A 17426-nucleotide genomic window follows, 5' to 3' on the forward strand; every position below is an offset into this window, starting at 1 on the left:
TGCGGAGCATACCGACGAAACGCCGACAGGGAATCGGACATTCTGGCACCCTGGGGCGATGGATCCGGCACTGATCTGGCTGCTCATCGGTCTCGTACTGATCGGCAGCGAGGTCGTGTCCGGGGAGCTGTTCCTCGTCATGCTCGGCGGCGGCGCACTCGCCGCGGCGGCCGGGGCCGCACTCGGGTTGACGCTGCTCCCGGCAGCCGGGGTGGGCGGCGCCGTCGCGGTACTGCTGCTGCTGGCCGTGCGACCGGTGGCGAAACGCAGGCTGGCCGAGCACATGGGCACGTTCGAACGCCACCAGGACCGGTTCGTCGGCGCCTCCGCCGAGGTCGTGCAGCGCGTCGACGGCGAGCGCGGGCAGGTGCGGATCGGACACGAGGTGTGGTCGGCGCGGTCGATGGACGGGGTGGAGGTCCTCGAGGCCGGCGCCACCGTCACGATCCTGCAGGTGACCGGGGCGGCCGTGCTCGTCACCGGTCGGGGGGAGCTACCGCCGTCCTGACCGCCACCGCGGCGGGACGGCCACGACGCCCCGGGGACTCCGGGGCGACACGGGCGCCGGTTCTCCGGCGCGCAGGAGGGGAGAGCACATGGGCGCCGAGTTCATCATCGGCATCGTCCTGCTCGTGCTGGTCGTGACGATCGTCGTCAAGTCGGTCGTCATCGTCCCGCAGGAGTGGGCCTACATCATCGAGCGGCTGGGCCGCTACCACAGCATCCGGGAGGGCGGCCCCGCCATCCTGGTGCCGTTCGTCGACCGCACCCGCGAGCGGGTCGACCTGCGTGAGCAGGTCGTGTCGTTCCCGCCGCAGCCGGTCATCACGCAGGACAACCTGACCGTCAACATCGACACGGTCGTGTACTTCAAGGTCAACGACGCCAAGGCGGCGGTCTACGAGATCGCCAACTACATCGCCGGTGTCGAGCAGATCACCACCACGACGCTGCGCAACGTGGTCGGCGGCATGACGCTGGAGCAGACGCTGACCTCGCGCGACCGGATCAACACGGCGCTGCGCGGCGAGCTGGACGAGGCGACCGAGCGCTGGGGCATCCGGGTCGCCCGGGTCGAGATCAAGGCGATCGACCCGCCGCCCTCGATCCAGAACTCGATGGAACAGCAGATGAAGGCCGACCGCGAGAAGCGGGCCATGATCCTCACCGCGGAGGGCCAGCGGGAGTCGGCCATCCGCAGCGCCGAGGGCAACAAGCAGTCCCAGATCCTCACCGCGGAGGGCGCCAAGCAGGCCGCCATCCTCGCCGCCGAGGCCGAGCGGCAGTCGGAGATCCTGCGGGCGCAGGGCCGCCGGGCCGCGCTGTACCTCGAGGCGCAGGGTGAGTCGAAGGCGATCGAGAAGAAGTTCGCCGCGATCAAGGCCGGCAAGCCGACCCCGGAGCTGCTCGCCTACGAGTACCTGCAGACGCTGCCGCAGATGGCCGAGGGCGAGGCCAGCAAGCTGTGGGTCGTCCCGTCCGACTTCGGGAAGGCACTGGAGGGCTTCACCCGGATGCTGGGTGCGCCCGGCGAGGACGGCGTCTTCCGCTACGAGCCCAGCCCCGACGACGGCACCGTCTCCCGGCCCGCCGAGGACGACGGCGTCGAGGACTGGTTCGACACCTCGTCCGACCCGGAGATCGCCAAGCAGGTCGCGGCGGCCACCGCGGCGGCCCAGCAGGAGGTCCCGCCGGTCGGCTCGGATGTCCCGCCGGTCCCCGGCACCGAGGCCGGCAACGGCGGCGGTGCGGCCCCGGCCCAGCTGGAGGCCTCCCGCGAGGTCCCCGGCATCGGATCCCCGGGCGCCGTGCAGGGCCACCCGAACGGCCAGGAACAGCGCGGCTGAGCCACCCCGGCCGCACGTCACCGTCGACGGTGACCGCACCGCCCCAACCGGTTCGCCGGGTGGGGCGGTGCCGTGTACGACGGCGTCCGGCCGGTCGCCCTCGGCGCACCGGCCGTGACCCTGACGGCGGTGCTCGGGCTGCGCCGCCGGGTGGGCCGGGATCAGGCGAGCACGAAGCCGTAGGGCAGCTCCAGGCGGTGCCGGGCGAGCAGCTCGGCGTCGGCCAGCAGGTCGCGGGTCGGCCCGTCGGCGACGACGGTGCCCCCGTCCAGCACGACGCTGCGCGGGCACAGCTGCAGCGCGTACGGCAGGTCGTGGGTGACCATGAGCATGGTCCGGCCCAGCCCCAGCAGCACCTCGGCCAGCTCACGGCGCGCCACCGGGTCCAGGTTCGACGACGGCTCGTCGAGCACCAGGATCTCCGGGTCGCACGCCAGCACCGTGGCCAGCGCGACCCGGCGGCGCTGCCCGCCGGACAGGTGCAGCGGGGAACGGTCGGCGGCGTCGGCCATCCCCACCGCGGCCAGGGCCTCGTCGACCCGCTCGCGCAGCGCGGGCCCGCGCAGCCCGAAGTTCGCCGGGCCGAAGGCCACGTCCTCGGCGACGGTGGGCATGAACAGCTGGTCGTCCGGGTCCTGGAAGACGATCCCGACCCGGCGGCGGATCTCGCGCAGGTGCCGCTTCTCCACCCGGAGCCCGCCGACCTCGACGGTGCCCGCCGCGCCGTCCCCGCCGCCGAGGATCCCGTTGAGGTGCAGCACCAGCGTGGTCTTCCCGGCGCCGTTCGGGCCGAGCAGCGCGACCCGCTCGCCGGGGGCGATCGTCAGGTCGACGCCGAACAGCGCCTGGTGGCCGTCGGGGTAGGCGAAGGCGAGGTCGGTCAGCCGCAGCGACGGCGGGCTCATGCGGCCACCCAGCCGGACCCGGCCAGCAGCACCGCGACCCCGGCGACGGTCAGCCCGGCCAGCCACTGCCGTGAGGTGGTCGGGGCGTCGCCCGACGGCGGCATGGTGCCGGTCCAGCCGCGCGACAGCATCGCCAGGTGCACCCGCTCGCCGCGCTCGTAGGACCGTACGAACAGCGAGCCGATCCCGCGGGCGGTCGCCCCGGCCTGCCACAGGAACCGCGGGTCGTGGCCGCGGGAGATCCGGGACAGCCGCATCCGGCGGGCCTCGCCGGTGATCACGTCGGCGTAGCGCAGCATCAGGGTGGCGATCGTGGTGACGATCGCCGGGGCGTGCAGGCGCTGCAGGCCGACGAGCAGGTCGCGCATCGGCGTCGTCGCCGCGAGGGTCAGCGAGGTCAGGACGCCGAGGGTGCCCTTGACCAGGATGTTCCACGCCCCGAGCAGTCCCGGCTGGGACAGCGTGAGGCCGAGCCAGTCCAGCGTCGGCGCCGGGCCGGTGAACGGCAGCAGCACCGCGAGCACCACGAACGGCAGCTCGATCACCGAGCGCCGCAGGATCCAGCCCGGGCGCACCCCGGCCAGGCCCCACACCGCGGCCAGCAGCAGCGCGAACCCGCCGAACACCGCGAACGCCTCGCGCGGGGTCGCGACCACGCACACCACCACCAGCAGCGCCGAGACGACCTTCACCTCGGGGGGGAGCCGGTGGACGGGGGAGTCGCGGTGCAGGTACAGCGGGTGCGCGTGTCCGGCGCCCATCAGCCGTCCCGGCGGCGCAGCAGCAGGAACACCCCGCCCGCGACGACGACCGTGACCAGCACCCCGGCCACCCCGGCGACGCCGGTGGTGCCCTCGCCGCCCACGACCGAGTACCCGGCGAGCGGGCTCGACGCCATGGCGTGGTCGCTCTCGTGGGTCGCGATGCAGGTGCCCTCCAGCCGCTCCTCGCCGTCCGGGGTCGCGACGGCGGTGCAGCCGTCCCGGGCGACGGTGTCCAGGCCGTCGGGGTCGGGGGAGGCGAAGGACGAGACCAGCCCGGCCACGACCAGGGACACGATCAGGAACCCGGCGAAGAACAGCAGCGGGCGACGGCGGGCGGTGGCGCTCATCGCGCACCCTCCTCGGAGGTCGAGCGGCGGGCCAGCGGGCGCCCGGTGCCGCGCAGCAGGTACACCAGGTCCGGCCGGGCGGCGGCCACCGCGCCCACGGTGGCCGCGGTGATCACGCCCTCACCGATGCCGATCAGCACGTGCAGCCCGCCCATCAGCGCGAACACCGTGCCGAGGGTGGCGCCGCCGGCGCCTCCGATCGCGTACTCCAGGACAAAGCCCATCGACGCGACGACGGTGTTGAGCAGGGCCGCGACGAAGGCGACGGCGACCAGCCCGCCGCGGGAACGCACCGCGAACCGGCGCAGCGAGCGCGCCACCAGCCAGCCGACGACCACCCCGATCACGGCCATGTTCGTGATGTTGAGGCCCAGTGCGGTGATGCCGCCGTCGGCGAACAGCAGCGCCTGCACGACGAGCACGATCGAGATCGCGATCATGCCCACCCACGGGCCGACCAGGATCGCGACGAGCGCCCCGCCCAGCAGGTGCCCACTGGCCCCGGGCAGGATCGGGAAGTTGATCATCTGGACGGCGAAGACGAACGCCGTGACCAGTCCGGCCATCGGCGCGGTGCGGTCGTCGAGGTCCGCGCGGGCGCGCAGGACGGCCACCGTCAGCGCGATCACCGCGACGACGGCGAACAGCAGCGCCGTCGGGCCGTTCACCAGTCCGTCGCTCATGTGCATGGCGACCGCGTGCGTCTGCATCGCGCCCCCTCACCGGTCGGACCGGCCGCCACCCGGCCGGGTGAGGGGATTCAACGCGACAGCCGGGCTGCCGCAAAGGTCTGGCAGTAGATAGGCGACTGCATGTCCCGGATGTCCGGTTTCGGCCCCGCCGATCGGAGAGTCCGGGATGCCGTCCGTCCGGGCGGCGCGCGGTCGGGCGCCCGCGGTCAGCGGGCGTCGGCCGCCGCGGCCTCGTCGCGCTCGGCGATCAGCTTGTCGTCCTTGCGTGCGGCGATGCGCGAGACCTTGAACAGCGCCTTGCGCCGGGCGCGGCCCAGCGGGAGGGCGAGCCGGCCGATCCGCACGTCGATCGGGCGGACGTCGAACACCCCGGAGTCGCCCAGCTCGTCGAACAGCAGCTGCTGCTCCTCGGAGATCTGCTGCTCGAACTCCGAGGAGACCGAGCCGCGGGCGATCCGGAACGCGGCGAGGGTCTCCGGGACGCCGAGGAAGTCGCCGTACTGGAGCAGGCGCATCCAGAGGTCGAGGTCCATGATGAAGCGCCGCTCCGGGCGCCACCCGCCCGCGGTGACGAACTGCTCGCGACGGAACAGGACGTTGCCCGGCTCGCCGATCGGGTTCGCGCCGTTGCGGATGACCCGCCGCGCGACCTCGCTGCCCGAGTGCAGCCCGACCAGGCCGCCGCCGAGGCCGCGGCGCGGGACGATGACCCGGCTCTGCTCGTCGATCATGTGCCGGCGCGAGGCGACCACCGACAGCGACGGGTCGTCGCGCATCGGCGGCACCTGCAGCTCCAGGCAGCGCGGGTGCAGCAGGTCGTCGGCGCAGACCAGCTTCACCAGCGGTGCGCGGCACAGCTCGACGGCGCGGTTCCAGTTGTCGCCCTGCGGCAGGGTCTGCCGGTTGCGCTCGACCCGGATCCGCGGGTCGCGGAACGAGGTCGCGATCTCCCAGCTCGCGTCGGTGCTGCCGTTCTCCAGCACGACGAGCTCGAAGTCCCGCCAGGTCTGCTCCAGCACGCTGCGGATGGTCTCGGCGAGATAGGCCTCGCCGTTGTGGACCGGGATGCAGACGGACACGCTGGGCACAAAGCCGCCGGGCCTCATCGGGTACCTCGCAGGGGTGGAACGGATCGGACGAGCAGGCGGCGAGCCACGCTACCCGCCCCGGTCGGCGGGCCGGACGGCGGCGCGGACGAGCGACGTCCGACCGGGACCATCGGGACGGAACGGATACGCACCGTGATCGTCGGCCGGACGTCCCGCCGCTCGCCGCCCGACGATCACCGCTCGTCGGCCGGGGTCCCGGTGGGCCGGTCCCGCACCGCGGCGGCCCGGACGACGTCCGTAGTATCGGTCGTCGTGTTCGCGTGGTCGTTCCACGCCGCGGCGACGGAGTCCGGAGGCCTTGCGCCGTCCGGGCGACACCCGATGCGGTGCGGGTCACGTAACGCGACCGACGGCGCCGGAGATAAGCCGGATGACCCCCGTTGTGGGGTAACGGATCCGGTCGATGTCGGCATCGTCGTCACGACCGGACACGCACTGCTCGCCAACCGCGCGCCAGGACCGATCGATTCGGGGGAGAGACCGGTGAACAAGCGCCCTGACCACGGACCACGTCGTCCGAACCAACCGAGGGTGTCGGTGATCGTGCCGACCCGCAACGAGGCACGGAACCTCGAGGTGGTCCTGCCGGCCGTCGCGGCCGTGCGTCCCGCCGTGTACGAGGTGATCGTCGTCGACGGCGACTCCAAGGACGGCACCGTCGAGACCGCACGCCGTGTCCTGCCCGGCGTCCGGATCGTCCGCCAGACCCGCAAGGGCAAGGGCAACGCGATGGCCTGCGGTTTCGCCGCGGCCACCGGCGACGCCATCGTCATGTTCGACGCGGACGGCTCGGCCGACCCGCAGGAGATCCCGCGCTTCGTCGCCGCGCTCGTCGAGGGCGCCGACTTCGCGAAGGGCAGCCGGTTCACCAAGGGGGGCGGCAGCGACGACATCACGTTGCTCCGCAAGGGTGGCAACGCCGGTCTGAACCTGATCGCGAACACGCTGTTCGGGACCCGCTACAGCGACCTCTGCTACGGCTACAACGCCTTCTGGGCCGACATCCTGCCGCTGCTGGAGCTGCCCGCGGTCGACATGCCGCCGCACCCGGACGGCGGGATGTACTGGGGCGACGGGTTCGAGATCGAGACGGTCCTGAACTGCCGCGTCGCCGCCGCCGGTCTGTCGATCACCGAGGTCCCCTCGGTGGAGAAGGAGCGGATGTTCGGCGAGACGAACCTGCGCACCTTCGCCGACGGCACCCGCGTCCTGCGGACCCTCGCCGCCGAGCGGCGTCGGGCCGGTCGCGACGACCGGCCCGCCGGCCCCGGCACAGCCGGCCCCGGCACGGCCGTTCCCGGCCCCGCCGCGGTGGTCCCGCCCGCCGGGCACCCGGCGGTGCCCGCCACCCCGGCCACGGCGCCGGTGCCGGACCGTGCCGTCCCGGCGGCGCAGCCGCAGCGCCCGGCCCCGCGGCCGCACGCCGACGCACCGCGCCCGCACCAGCAGCCGTCGCGTCCGGCCCCGCAGCCGCAGCCCGGGGCGGGCCGGCCCGCCCCGCAGCAGCCGGCCCCGTCGCCGGTCGCCCGCGAGCAGCGCCCCGTCGGCGCCGAGCGCGACGGGTCCGCCCGTCCCGAGCGGACCGGTGTGCGGTACGCATGGGGGGAAGAGGCGTCCTGAGCGCCCCGGGACCGGATCGGGCCGGTCCGTGCCCCACCGGCCCACGCCCCACGAGGGGTGTGGCGCCGGGAGAACCACCAGTGAGGAGGAGTGAGCCGCGGTGAGCGTGCAGTCCGCAGCCGAGCTGACCCGCGCGAGGACCGCGCGGCGGTACGTGGCGATCCTGCTCGTCGCCGCCGGCGTCATCGCCTGCGGCCTGAGCATCGCCGGGATCAGCGGGGGCGCGCTGGGGGAGTTCCGCCTGCTGGTCACCATCGGCTTCCTGCTGCTCGGTCCCGGCTGGGCCGCCGCGGGCTTCCTGCGCCGCGCGCCCGCCGCGCACGTCTGGCTGCTGACGCTGGGGGTCGGCACCGCCGTCACCCTGATCGGCGGCCAGCTCATGGTCAGCCTGGGGCTCTGGTACCCGAGCGTCGCCCTGTTCGTCGTCACGCTCCTGTCGGTCCCGTTCCTGCTGCGCCACGCCGTGGTGGCCCAGTGAGCGGGACCTCCCGGTGAGGCCGGTCGGGCCGGCGCGTCCCCGCCCCGCCGCGGGTACGGCCGGTCCCGGCCCCGTCCCCGGACCGCAGGCGGCGGGCGTCGACCCGGACGCCCCGACCCAGCGTCTCGCCACCGCCCACGCCCGGGCGCTCTCGCGCCGCAACGCCGAGCAGCACACCGAGTACCTCCCGCCGCTGGTCGGGCTGCGCGGGCCCGGCGAGAACCCGCCGACCCCGCCGCCCACCCCACCGCCCGGACCGGGCGGCGGAGACGGCGGCGGTGAGGACGGCGAGCAGGTCCCGGACCGCAACGGCGGCATCGGCGACGGCATCGCCCTGACCTTGTGCTCGGGCTTCGGCTCGGTCGCCGGGCTGCTCGGCGTGCTGATCGCGACCCGGATCATGCCGCAGGCCGAGGTCGGCCGGGCCTCGGAGTTCGTGTCGGCCTTTCAGCTGATCGGCGGCGTCGCCCAGCTCAACCTGGGACTGGCGCTGCTGCGCTGGCTCCCCGGGGCCGGCCGCAGGTCGGTCCGGCTCACCTTCGGCTCGCTGCTGCTGATCATGCCGCTGTCCGGGCTGATCGGCCTGATCTACGGCACGCTCGTGCCCCGGGTCGCAGAGGCCGCGGGTGGCGGATCGTTCGGCTGGGGCCTGGTCGTCCTGGTCCTGACCTGCGCCGGCTGGTGCGTGTTCGTCGTCCACGACTTCGTCATGGTCGCCATCGGGCGGCCGTGGGTGGCGGTGTGGCGCAACGGCACCTTCGCCGTGACCCGGATCGTGCTGCTGCTGGCGCTGGGCACCACGCTCGCCTCCGAGGCGCTGGTGCTGTCCTGGGCGATCCCGGTCGTGCTGTGGATCGCCGCGGGCACCGTTCTGCTCTGGTTCATGGTGCGGCGCTTCGCCCGTGCCGGAGGGCCGGGCACGCTGCCGACGCGCCCGGAGATGATCGCGTTCCTGGCGCCGACCGCGCTGGCGCAGTGCGGCAACGCGCTGCTCTACAACCAGGTCCCGCTGTTCGCGAACTTCCGGATGGGCAACGAGATCGGCGCGGTCTTCTTCATCTGCTGGCAGGCGGTGACCGTCATCGACCTGGCCGCGACGTTCTTCACCAACTCGCTGACCGTGCAGACCGCCCGGGAGCCGCACCGCGCCGAGGAGTTCGCCCGCGTCGCCCGGCGCCGGATGCTCCTGCTGTTCGTCCCGGCGCTCGGGCTCGGCGCGGCACTGGGCTACCCGGTGCTGTCGCTGCTCGGCGAGGGCTACGCGCCCGGCGCCCCGGCGCTGGCCGTGCTCATGGGCGGCCTGTTCTTCCGGCTGATCGTCGTGTTCGAGCTCGCCCGCCGCCAGGCCGACGGCGACGGGATGGGCTACGCGAAGATCCAGCTGCTCAACACCGGCCTGGTCGTGGTCTTCGCCGGTCTGGTCCCGCTGCCGGACCCCGGAACCGCATCGGTCAGCATGACCATGCTGCCGGTCGTCCTCGGCTACGTCGGCGCGCAGATCCTCTGCGCACTGGCACTCAGATTCGTCCCGGCGTGGAACCGCCGGAGCACACCGGAGGTGAAGTCGTGACGTCGGAGACCCGCCGGACGGGCGGCCCCGACCCGTCCACCCGCGGCCACCGCGGCGAGGAGCCCGCCGTCGCGCGGACCCGCGTCGCGGAGGAGAGCGCGAGCGAGCGGACCCAGTTCGTCACGCCGCCCGGCCCGGACTCGCCGACCATGGCCGTCCGCGGCCCGGTCCCGCGCCCGCCCGGTGACGGCCCGCCGCCGCCCCCGCCGCCCGCACCCGAGACCGCCGAGCCGCTGTCCCCGTTGTGGGTCTGGGGCGCGCCGGTCCTGGCCGTGCTCGCGGTGCTGCTGCTGCCCGTCGCCGCCGCGACGACCGACCTGTCCGACCTGGACGGCTGGGGCCTGGCCCCGGCGCTGAGCCCGTTCGCGTGGGTCGCGCTGCTGCTCGCCATCGGCGCCTGCCTGCTCGAGCTCTGGTCGCGCCGCCCGCGCATCCCGATGCTGGGTGCCGCGACGGGGGTGCTGCTGCTGTGCTCCACCGGCCTGCCCTCGGTCGTGCAGCCCCAGGCCCGGTTCACCACCGCCTGGCTGATCTCCGGGTTCGTCGACGCGGTCGCCCGTAACAACGGCGTCCCGCCCACCGGCGTGGACGCGCGGTTCTACTGGCCCGCGTTCTTCGCCCAGTGGGCCTGGATCCGCGACGCCGCGGGTGCCGACCAGCTCGACACGATCCTGCGCTGGTACCCGCCCGCGGTCACCGCGGTGTGGGCGATCGGCGTCTACGCCCTGGCCCGCTCGATGCTCGGGGGCACCCGCGCGCCGTGGGTCGCGGCCTGGCTGTTCATCGGCCTGAACTGGATCGAGCAGGACTACTTCTCCCCGCAGGCGACCGCGATCGTGCTGCTGCTGACGGTGCTGACCTTCGCGCTCGGCCCGCTGGCGACCCGCCGCGTCGACAACGCCGGGGTCCCGGGCTGGCCACGGGCCCACCGCGGGGCGCCACCGCTGCCCCGGTGGCGGCGCTGGCTGGTGTCGGCGCTGACCCCGCCGAACACACCGACGCTGCCCGCCCGGCAGCTGCTGCTGATCTACTTCTGCGCAGCGCTGTGCGTCATCGCCGTCGCCCCGGCCCACCAGCTGACCCCGTTCGCCATCATCGGCCAGCTGGCCGTGCTGGCCGTCGTCGGCCGGTTCCGCGGACGCGGGCTGGTGATCGTCGCGATCGCCGCGGTGACGATCTTCGTGCTGATCGGCGCCCGTGACTTCTGGATGAACCAGATCAGCATGATCATCGGTAGCGGCGACGACGGCAGCGCCCTGCAGGCCGGTGTCGCGGACCGCTTCCAGGGCGACACGGGCCAGCTCGTCGGCAAGGGGTTCCGGGTCGCGATGACCGGCCTGACCTACGTCCTCGGCTTCGCCGGTGCCTGGGTCTACTGGCGCCGCCGCCGCGACCTCGTGCCGATCCTGCTGGCGATCATCCCCATGGGGATGGCGGTCGTGCAGAGCTACGGCGGCGAGCTGCTCCTGCGCGTGCTGCTCTACGGCCTGCCGATCCTGTCGATCCTGGCCGTCGACGCGCTGCGGGCCTTCGCCCGCGTCGACCGCAAGCGCGAACGGCTGCTCGCGGTGGGCATGGTGGTCGTCTTCGGTCTGCTGATCTTCATCCGCGGCGGTAACGAGGCCTACACCGACGTCACCACCGAGGACGTCCAGATGACCCGCAAGGCCTACGCCGAGGCGCCGCCCGGGGCGACGGTGCAGCCGTTGTCGACGGTCGGGCCGTACGCCCTGGAGGGCGTCGGCGAGAACAACAACATGGCCTCGGGCGGTCAGGGCTGCGCGGTCCTCGCCGCGGACCCGTTCCGCTGCATCGACCAGGTCCAGCCGCAGACGATCCTGTTCTACCCGGCGATCGAGAAGCAGGGCGTCGTCCTGAACGACCGCGAGCCGGGCTGGACGATCGAGATCCGCAACCAGCTCATCGCGTCGGGCCAGTACCGCGCGACCTACGAGAGCGGCTTCGACGCGATCCTGGTGCGCAACGAGCCGCTCCCGGCGCCGGGCGTCCCGGCACCGGCGACGGCCCCGGCCCCGGCGGCCGGCGGGGAGGTGCCGAACCCGTGAACGGATTCCTCCTGACCTGGCTCGCGTTCGGCCTGATGCTGGCCGTGTTCGCCGCCCGCGCCTGGGTGGTGGAGACCAGCCGTGGCCGGTTGGTCACCAGCGGGTCCGCGCAGCGCGGGCTCACCGCGGCCGCCGTCGCCTCGGTGGCGCTGCTGGTGGTGATGCTGACCCTCAACGGCGGCGTCGAGCTGGTCGAGCTCGTCTCGGGGGGCCGGGCCGACGTGACCCAGCCCGCCGAGCCGGTGCCCGGCCAGGACCCGGCGGTGCCGATCCAGCCGCAGGCCCCGGCCCCGGCGGCACCCGCGGCCCCGGCCAACTGACCGACCCGCGACACACGAGGGCCCCGGCGCCGTACGGCACCGGGGCCCTCGGTCGTGCGTGGGGTCAGCCGCTGTAGCCGATGGCCACGTACTTGGTCTCCAGGAACTCGTCGATGCCGACGGTGCCGCCCTCGCGGCCCAGCCCGGACTCCTTGACGCCGCCGAACGGGGCGGCCGGGTTCGACACCAGACCGGTGTTGAGCCCGATCATGCCGCTGTCGAGGTTCTCGGCGATGTGCAGCGCCCGGTTCAGGTCGCGCGTGTACACGTAGTTGACCAGGCCGAACTCGGTCGCGTTGGCCGCGGCCAGTGCGTCGTCGGCGCTGTCGACGACGGTGATCGGCGCGACCGGGCCGAAGATCTCCTCGTGGTTGAGCCGGGAGTTCACCGGCACGTCGGTGAGCACGGTCGGCGGGTAGAAGTAGCCCGGCCCGTCCTGGGCCCTCCCGCCGATCGCGACCGAGGCACCGGCGGCGACGGCGTCGGCGACCAGGTCGGTGACCTTGTCCAGGCCCTTCGCGTCGATGAGCGGGCCCACGTTCACGCCCTCCTCGGTGCCGCGGCCGACCTTGAGCGCGCCCATCCGCTCGGCGAGCTTCGCGGTGAACTCCTCGGCGACGCCGCGCTGGACGTAGAACCGGTTGGCGGCGGTGCAGGCCTCGCCCATGTTCCGCATCTTGGCGATCATGGCGCCCTCGACGGCGGCGTCGACGTCGGCGTCGTCGAGCACGATGAACGAGGCGTTGCCGCCCAGCTCCAGCGACGACCGCATGACCTTGTCCGAGGCCTGGGACAGCAGCAGCTTCCCGACCGGGGTGGACCCGGTGAACGACATCTTGCGGGCGCGGCCGTCGCGCAGGATCGGCTCCATCACCGCGCCGGCGTCGGTGGCGTTGATGACGTTCAGGGCGCCGTCGGGCAGGCCGGCGTCGGCCAGTACCTGCGCGAACGCGAGCATGGTCAGCGGCGTCTGCGGCGCGGGCTTGATCACCGAGGCACAGCCGGCGGCGACCGCCGGGGCGATCTTGCGGGTGCCCATGGCCAGCGGGAAGTTCCACGGGGTCACGAACACGCAGACCCCGACGGGCTGGCGGATGGTGAGGAAGCGGGTCTGGCCGTTCGGGGCGACCTGGTAGCCGCCGTCGATGCGCACGGCCTCCTCGGAGAACCAGCGCAGGAACTCCGAGGCGTAGACGACCTCGCCCTTGGCCTCGGCGAAGGGCTTGCCCATCTCCAGGGTCATGAGCAGGGCCAGGTCGTCGATCCGCTCGTGGAGCAGGTCGTAGGCGCGGCGCAGGATCTCGCTGCGCTCCCGCGGCGCCATCGCGGCGATCGTGGGCTGCGCGGCGTGCGCGGCGGCGAGGGCGTCCATGCCGTCGGCGGGGGAGGCGTCGGCGACCTCGGTCAGCACCTCTCCGGTGGCCGGGTCCTCCACCTTCGCGGTCGCGCCGTTCTCCGCCGGCCGCCATTGGCCGCCGATGAACAGGCCGGTGGGGACGGCATCCAGCACCCTGCGCTCGTCAGCATTGGTGGTCATGCCCGGAACGTACCCCGGTGAGTCGGCCCATAGACACCGGCGGCGCCGGCGGGGCTGGGTCATGATGAGGCCCGTGGCAGCGACATCGACACCGGCAGCGGCCCTGCCCGAGCTCGTGCCCGACCCGGTCGAGCTCCCCGCCGGGCTGGCGGACCTGCGGGCCGAGGTCCGGTCCTTCCTCGACGACGAGCGCGGCGCCGCCCGCTGGACCCCGCGTGCGGACGTGTGGCTCTCCGGCTGGGACGAGTCGTTCTCGCGGCGGCTGGGGGAGCGCGGCTGGCTCGGGATGACCATCCCCACCGAGTACGGCGGGCACGGCCGGACCGCGCTGGAGCGCTACGTCGTCACCGAGGAGCTGCTCGCCGCGGGCGCACCGGTGGCGGCGCACTGGATCGCCGACCGCCAGATCGGGCCGTCGCTGCTGCGCCACGGCACCGAGGAGCAGCGTCGCGCGTTCCTGCCCGGGATCGCCCGCGGCGAGGTGTACTTCGGCATCGGCATGTCGGAGCCGGACTCGGGCTCCGACCTGGCGTCGGTGCGGACCCGGGCGACCCGCGTCGACGGCGGGTGGCGGCTCTCGGGCACCAAGGTGTGGACCTCCGGGGCGCACCACGCGCACGCGTTCTTCGCGCTGGTGCGCACCGAGCCGCGCGACGACGCGCACCGGCACGCGGGGCTGTCCCAGTTCCTGGTGGAGCTGGACTCGCCCGGGGTGGAGATCCGCCCGATCCCGTTGCTCACCGGGGCGCACCACTTCAACGAGGTCCGCTTCGACGACGTGTTCATCCCCGACGCGCGGGTCTTCGGCGAGCTGGGGAACGGCTGGGCCCAGGTCACCGGCGAGCTCGCGTTCGAGCGCTCCGGACCGGAGCGGTTCCTGTCGACCTACCCGCTGCTGGCGTCGCTGGTCGGCGAGCTCGCCGGTGCCGGCCGTGCCGACGCCGGCACCCGTCGTCGCGTCGGGTCGCTGGTGTCGCGGCTGTGGACGCTGCGGGCCATGTCGCTGGCCGTCGCCGGGGCGCTGGAGTCCGGCCGGGCCCCCGAGCTGGCCGCGGCCCTGGTCAAGGACCTCGGTACCCGCTACGAGAACGAGATCGTCGACGCCGCCCGGCTGCTGGTCGACATCCCGCCGGACCCGGGTGCGGAGTCCGGGTTCGCCCGGCTGCTCGCCGACGCCGTGCTGCACGCGCCCGGGTTCACCCTGCGCGGCGGCACCAACGAGGTCCTGCGCGGCATCGTCGCGCGGGGGATGGGACTGCGCTGATGGCCCGCAACAGCGACCTGGCCGACCTGGCCGCCTCGATCCTCGCCGCCGGCTCCGACGACCGTGACGGGACCGGCCTGGACACGGCGGCCTGGAAGGCGTGTGCCGGGGCCGGGCTGACCTCGCTGACCGACCCGGACACCGGCGGCACCCTCGACGACGCCGCCGTGCTGCTGGAGGTCGCCGGCGCCGACGCGGCCCGCCTGCCGCTGGCCGAGACCGACCTGCTCGCCGGGTGGCTGGCCCGCGCCGCCGGGCTCGCCGTGCCGGACGGGCCGCTGGCCGCCGTCGTCACCGACGCGACCGGCGGGGACCGCCCGGCCGGGACCGCCGGGGGACGGTGACCGGCAGCGGCGGCCCGGCCGGCACGGTGTCGGCGGCCCTGACCCGGGTGCCGTGGGGGCGTTCGCTGGCCGCGGTCGTCGTCCTCGACGGCGACCGGGTCCTCGTGCTCGACACGGGCGCGGCGGCGGTCACCGAGGGCGCCAACCTCGCCGAGGAGCCCCGCGACGGCCTCACCCTCGACGGGGTCACGCCGCTGGCCACCGGCTCCGCCCCGCCGGGGCGGCGGCGGAGCTGACCCTGCGGGCGGCGCTGGCGCGGTCGCTGCTGCTCGCCGGCGCGGCCCGCGGCGCACTGGCCCGCTCGGTCGCCTACGCCGGGGAGCGCACCCAGTTCGGTCGTCCCATCGGCCGCTTCCAGGCCGTGCAGCAGATGCTCGCCGAGGCGGGCGCCGAGGTCGCCGCCGCCTCCGCCGCCTCCGCCGCCGCGACCTCGACCGCGCGGCGCGCGGGGTTCGCCGCCGCGGAGACGGCGTTCGCCGTCGCCGCGGCGAAGGCCCGCTGCTCGGAGGCGGCGACGGCGGTCGCACGGATCGCCCACCAGGTGCACGGGGCCATCGGGTTCACCCGCGAGCACGCGTTGCGGCTGGTCACGACCCGGCTGTGGGCCTGGCGCGACGAGGACGGTGACGAGGCGTTCTGGAACGACCGGGTCGGGGCGGCCGCGCTGGACGCGGGCGCCGACGGGCTCTGGCCGTTGGTGACCGGGCGGCCCTGAACGCCGCCGGTGCGTGCCGGCCGGTCAGGACACCCCGAACTCGCGCAGCTTCCGGTAGAGGGTGTTGCGCCCGATCCCGAGTGTGCGGGCGGCCCGGGTGCGGTTCCCGCCCGCCGCACGCAGGGCGTCGGCCACGGCGTCGCGTTCGGCGGCCTCCAGCAGACCGAGTTCCCGGCGGGCGGTGCGCAGGCGGTCGGGGAGGTCGGCCTCGCCGGCCGTACCGCCGTCGGCGCGGCGGGCCGCCGCCGTGACCACGGTGCGGAGCTCGGCCAGGTCACCGGGCCAGTGCCAGGCCCGGAGCCGGTCCAGGGCCGCGCCGGACAGCCGGGACCCCGACGCGGGCGGGGGCAGCTCCGCGAGCAGCGTCTCCACCAGCGCCGGGAGGTGCTCGCGGCCCGCCGCCAGCGCCGGGAGGCGGACGGTGGTGGCGACCTGGCCGAGGAGGGCGGGGGTGGTGTCGTCGGTGGGGTCGGCGTCGGCGGTGAGGACGAACGGGACGCCGGTCGCGGCCAGGTCCCGCAGGAGCGCCGGGCGCGGCCCCGGTGACAGGTGCACCCGCCGCAGGACGAGCCCGCGACCGGCGGCCAGCGCCGCGCGGGCCGTCTCCCACCACTCGGGCTCCCGGTGCGGCTCGACGACCACGGCGCCGTCGTGGCCCAGGCGGGACAGCACGCGGCGGGCGGTCCGCAGCTTCCCGCTGCCGCCGGGGCCGGTCACGGCGACGGTCTCCCGGTGGGAGACGGCCTCGCGGAGCCGGTGGTCGACCTCCGGGTCGTGGTGGAGCGCGGCTCCCCGGACGGTGGCCGGGGCCGCCACCGCGGGTGCTGCCCGGCGGGGCGCCAGCCGGATGCTGAACGCGGTCCCCCCGGTGCCCTCGACCGGGGCGACGACCGCGTCGTGCGGGCCGTCGGGCATCGGCACCCGCATCCGGCGTGGCCGGTCCGGGCCCCCGTCGCGCAGGAGGTCCCACAGCAGGGTGTGCAGGTCCGGGCCGGCGTGGGCCAGCGCGTGCCGGTCGGCAAGGACGGTGTCGGCGTCGACGACCAGCGCCCCGGTCGTGGCCCGCTCCAGCGCGAGGTAGGCCCGCACCAGCCTGCGACGGTGTTCGCCCGCCTCGTCGAGCAGCCGGGCCTCGATCTGGCGGCCGATGTCGGCGGCCATCACCGCCATGAGCGGGTGCACGTCGCGCACCGCGCAGGCCAGCGAGAGCGAGCCCACCGTCCGGCCGGTCCCGGGCTCGACCAGCGGGGTGCCCGCGCAGGTGAGGTTCTCCAGGAGGGCGTTGTAGTGCTCGGGGCCCCGGACCAGGACCGGGCGTCGTTCGACCAGCACCGTGCCGATGCCGTTGGTGCCCACCGACCGCTCGGAGAAGTCCGAGCCCTCCACCGCGCTCGCCCGGTCCATGAGCGTGCGCTGGCGCCGGACACCGACGTGGCGGCGGACGATGCGCCCGGTCGCGTCGGACAGCACCATGGCCACCGGGACGTCGGCGAAGCTGTCCACGAGCCGCTCCAGCACGGGCGCCGCGGCCCGGCGCAGCGCGGTGTGGTCGTCGCCGGGGTCGGCGTAGCCGATGCGGTCCGGCGCCGTCGGCACCGCCTCGCCGATGCAGCGCCGCCAGCTCTGCTCGATCAGCGGCGGCACGCCCGCGTGGCCGGGCGGCAGCGCCAGCAGCCCCCCGTCGACGAGCGTCTCGCGGCTGCGCCGGATGCGCAGGCGCTGCCCGGCCGACAGGGCCGGCACCGCCGTGTCCTCGTCCCGACGCGTCATCGCCCCGATCCGTCCCTCGCCGCCCGTTGCGGACACGTCCACGGTGCCCCAGGTCACACCATCCTGGCCAGGGGGAGT

At 74.7% G+C, this 17426-nt stretch carries 18 protein-coding genes; 11 read left to right on the forward strand and 7 right to left on the reverse strand.

The window, feature by feature from the left end; all coding sequences use genetic code 11:
- Positions 1 to 58: 58 nt before the first annotated feature.
- Positions 59 to 508, forward strand: coding sequence for an NfeD family protein (locus AC0GKK_RS01140; RefSeq protein WP_405416957.1), 450 nt, complete (start codon positions 59 to 61; stop codon positions 506 to 508).
- Between the two features lie 88 nt (positions 509 to 596).
- Entirely contained in the window at positions 597 to 1847 is a 1251-nt protein-coding gene (locus AC0GKK_RS01145) for an SPFH domain-containing protein (RefSeq protein WP_405416958.1), read from the forward strand.
- Positions 1848 to 2008: 161 nt separating this feature from the next.
- On the opposite strand, the gene AC0GKK_RS01150 is transcribed toward AC0GKK_RS01145, so the two are convergent.
- The 5 genes from AC0GKK_RS01150 to AC0GKK_RS01170 all read right to left on the reverse strand — a co-directional run bounded on the left by AC0GKK_RS01150 (position 2009) and on the right by AC0GKK_RS01170 (position 5643).
- Positions 2009 to 2752 (reverse strand): energy-coupling factor ABC transporter ATP-binding protein, encoded by a 744-nt coding sequence (locus AC0GKK_RS01150; RefSeq protein WP_208820854.1) that lies wholly within the window; start codon positions 2750 to 2752, stop codon positions 2009 to 2011.
- Positions 2749 to 3513 (reverse strand): cobalt ECF transporter T component CbiQ, encoded by a 765-nt coding sequence (gene cbiQ, locus AC0GKK_RS01155; RefSeq protein WP_489882936.1) that lies wholly within the window; start codon positions 3511 to 3513, stop codon positions 2749 to 2751. Before cbiQ ends, AC0GKK_RS01150 begins: the two co-directional genes overlap by 4 nt.
- A complete protein-coding gene (locus AC0GKK_RS01160; RefSeq protein ID WP_073574795.1) occupies positions 3513 to 3863 on the reverse strand; it encodes a PDGLE domain-containing protein in 351 nt (116 codons plus the stop codon). The genes cbiQ and AC0GKK_RS01160 overlap by 1 nt, the downstream gene beginning before the upstream one ends.
- The gene (locus tag AC0GKK_RS01165) at positions 3860 to 4573 is read right to left on the reverse strand and encodes an energy-coupling factor ABC transporter permease (protein ID WP_174565861.1); all 714 of its coding nucleotides are present in this window, start codon (positions 4571 to 4573) and stop codon (positions 3860 to 3862) included. Before AC0GKK_RS01165 ends, AC0GKK_RS01160 begins: the two co-directional genes overlap by 4 nt.
- A 188-nt stretch (positions 4574 to 4761) precedes the next feature.
- Positions 4762 to 5643 carry a glycosyltransferase family 2 protein gene (locus tag AC0GKK_RS01170; RefSeq protein ID WP_489882937.1) on the reverse strand — a complete coding sequence of 294 codons (882 nt, stop codon included), beginning with the start codon at positions 5641 to 5643 and terminating at the stop codon, positions 4762 to 4764.
- Between the two features lie 558 nt (positions 5644 to 6201).
- On the opposite strand from AC0GKK_RS01170, the gene AC0GKK_RS01175 reads away from it, so the two are divergent.
- The 5 genes from AC0GKK_RS01175 (at position 6202) to AC0GKK_RS01195 (ending at position 11718) form a co-directional block, all read left to right on the forward strand.
- Positions 6202 to 7284, forward strand: a complete 1083-nt coding sequence (locus AC0GKK_RS01175) for a glycosyltransferase family 2 protein (RefSeq protein ID WP_489882938.1) — start codon at positions 6202 to 6204, stop codon at positions 7282 to 7284.
- 100 nt (positions 7285 to 7384) lie between these two features.
- On the forward strand, positions 7385 to 7762 hold the full coding sequence (locus AC0GKK_RS01180) for a hypothetical protein (protein WP_062395221.1): 378 nt from the start codon (positions 7385 to 7387) through the stop codon (positions 7760 to 7762).
- Between the two features lie 13 nt (positions 7763 to 7775).
- Positions 7776 to 9332 (forward strand): lipopolysaccharide biosynthesis protein, encoded by a 1557-nt coding sequence (locus AC0GKK_RS01185; RefSeq protein ID WP_489882939.1) that lies wholly within the window; start codon positions 7776 to 7778, stop codon positions 9330 to 9332.
- Positions 9329 to 11398 carry a hypothetical protein gene (locus AC0GKK_RS01190; RefSeq protein ID WP_405416965.1) on the forward strand — a complete coding sequence of 690 codons (2070 nt, stop codon included), beginning with the start codon at positions 9329 to 9331 and terminating at the stop codon, positions 11396 to 11398. Before AC0GKK_RS01185 ends, AC0GKK_RS01190 begins: the two co-directional genes overlap by 4 nt.
- Positions 11395 to 11718 (forward strand): hypothetical protein, encoded by a 324-nt coding sequence (locus AC0GKK_RS01195; protein ID WP_073574800.1) that lies wholly within the window; start codon positions 11395 to 11397, stop codon positions 11716 to 11718. Before AC0GKK_RS01190 ends, AC0GKK_RS01195 begins: the two co-directional genes overlap by 4 nt.
- Positions 11719 to 11782: 64 nt before the next feature.
- On the opposite strand, the gene AC0GKK_RS01200 is transcribed toward AC0GKK_RS01195, so the two are convergent.
- Positions 11783 to 13255 (reverse strand): NAD-dependent succinate-semialdehyde dehydrogenase, encoded by a 1473-nt coding sequence (locus tag AC0GKK_RS01200; protein ID WP_489882940.1) that lies wholly within the window; start codon positions 13253 to 13255, stop codon positions 11783 to 11785.
- A gap of 64 nt (positions 13256 to 13319) precedes the next feature.
- Here AC0GKK_RS01200 and AC0GKK_RS01205 point away from each other — a divergent pair, with 64 nt between their 5' ends.
- The 4 genes from AC0GKK_RS01205 to AC0GKK_RS01220 are packed head-to-tail and all read left to right on the forward strand — an operon-like array spanning position 13320 to position 15578.
- On the forward strand, positions 13320 to 14519 hold the full coding sequence (locus tag AC0GKK_RS01205; RefSeq protein WP_073575303.1) for an acyl-CoA dehydrogenase family protein: 1200 nt from the start codon (positions 13320 to 13322) through the stop codon (positions 14517 to 14519).
- Positions 14519 to 14863, forward strand: a complete 345-nt coding sequence (locus AC0GKK_RS01210) for a hypothetical protein (RefSeq protein ID WP_489882941.1) — start codon at positions 14519 to 14521, stop codon at positions 14861 to 14863. The genes AC0GKK_RS01205 and AC0GKK_RS01210 overlap by 1 nt, the downstream gene beginning before the upstream one ends.
- Positions 14860 to 15099, forward strand: coding sequence for a hypothetical protein (locus tag AC0GKK_RS01215; protein WP_489884084.1), 240 nt, complete (start codon positions 14860 to 14862; stop codon positions 15097 to 15099). Before AC0GKK_RS01210 ends, AC0GKK_RS01215 begins: the two co-directional genes overlap by 4 nt.
- Positions 15100 to 15155: 56 nt before the next feature.
- Positions 15156 to 15578, forward strand: a complete 423-nt coding sequence (locus AC0GKK_RS01220) for an acyl-CoA dehydrogenase family protein (protein ID WP_489884075.1) — start codon at positions 15156 to 15158, stop codon at positions 15576 to 15578.
- Between the two features lie 24 nt (positions 15579 to 15602).
- On the opposite strand, the gene AC0GKK_RS01225 is transcribed toward AC0GKK_RS01220, so the two are convergent.
- The gene (locus AC0GKK_RS01225) at positions 15603 to 17348 is read right to left on the reverse strand and encodes a sigma-54-dependent Fis family transcriptional regulator (RefSeq protein ID WP_489882942.1); all 1746 of its coding nucleotides are present in this window, start codon (positions 17346 to 17348) and stop codon (positions 15603 to 15605) included.
- Between the last annotated feature and the right edge of the window lie 78 nt (positions 17349 to 17426).

Source organism: Pseudonocardia sp. P-1, from assembly GCF_058111925.1.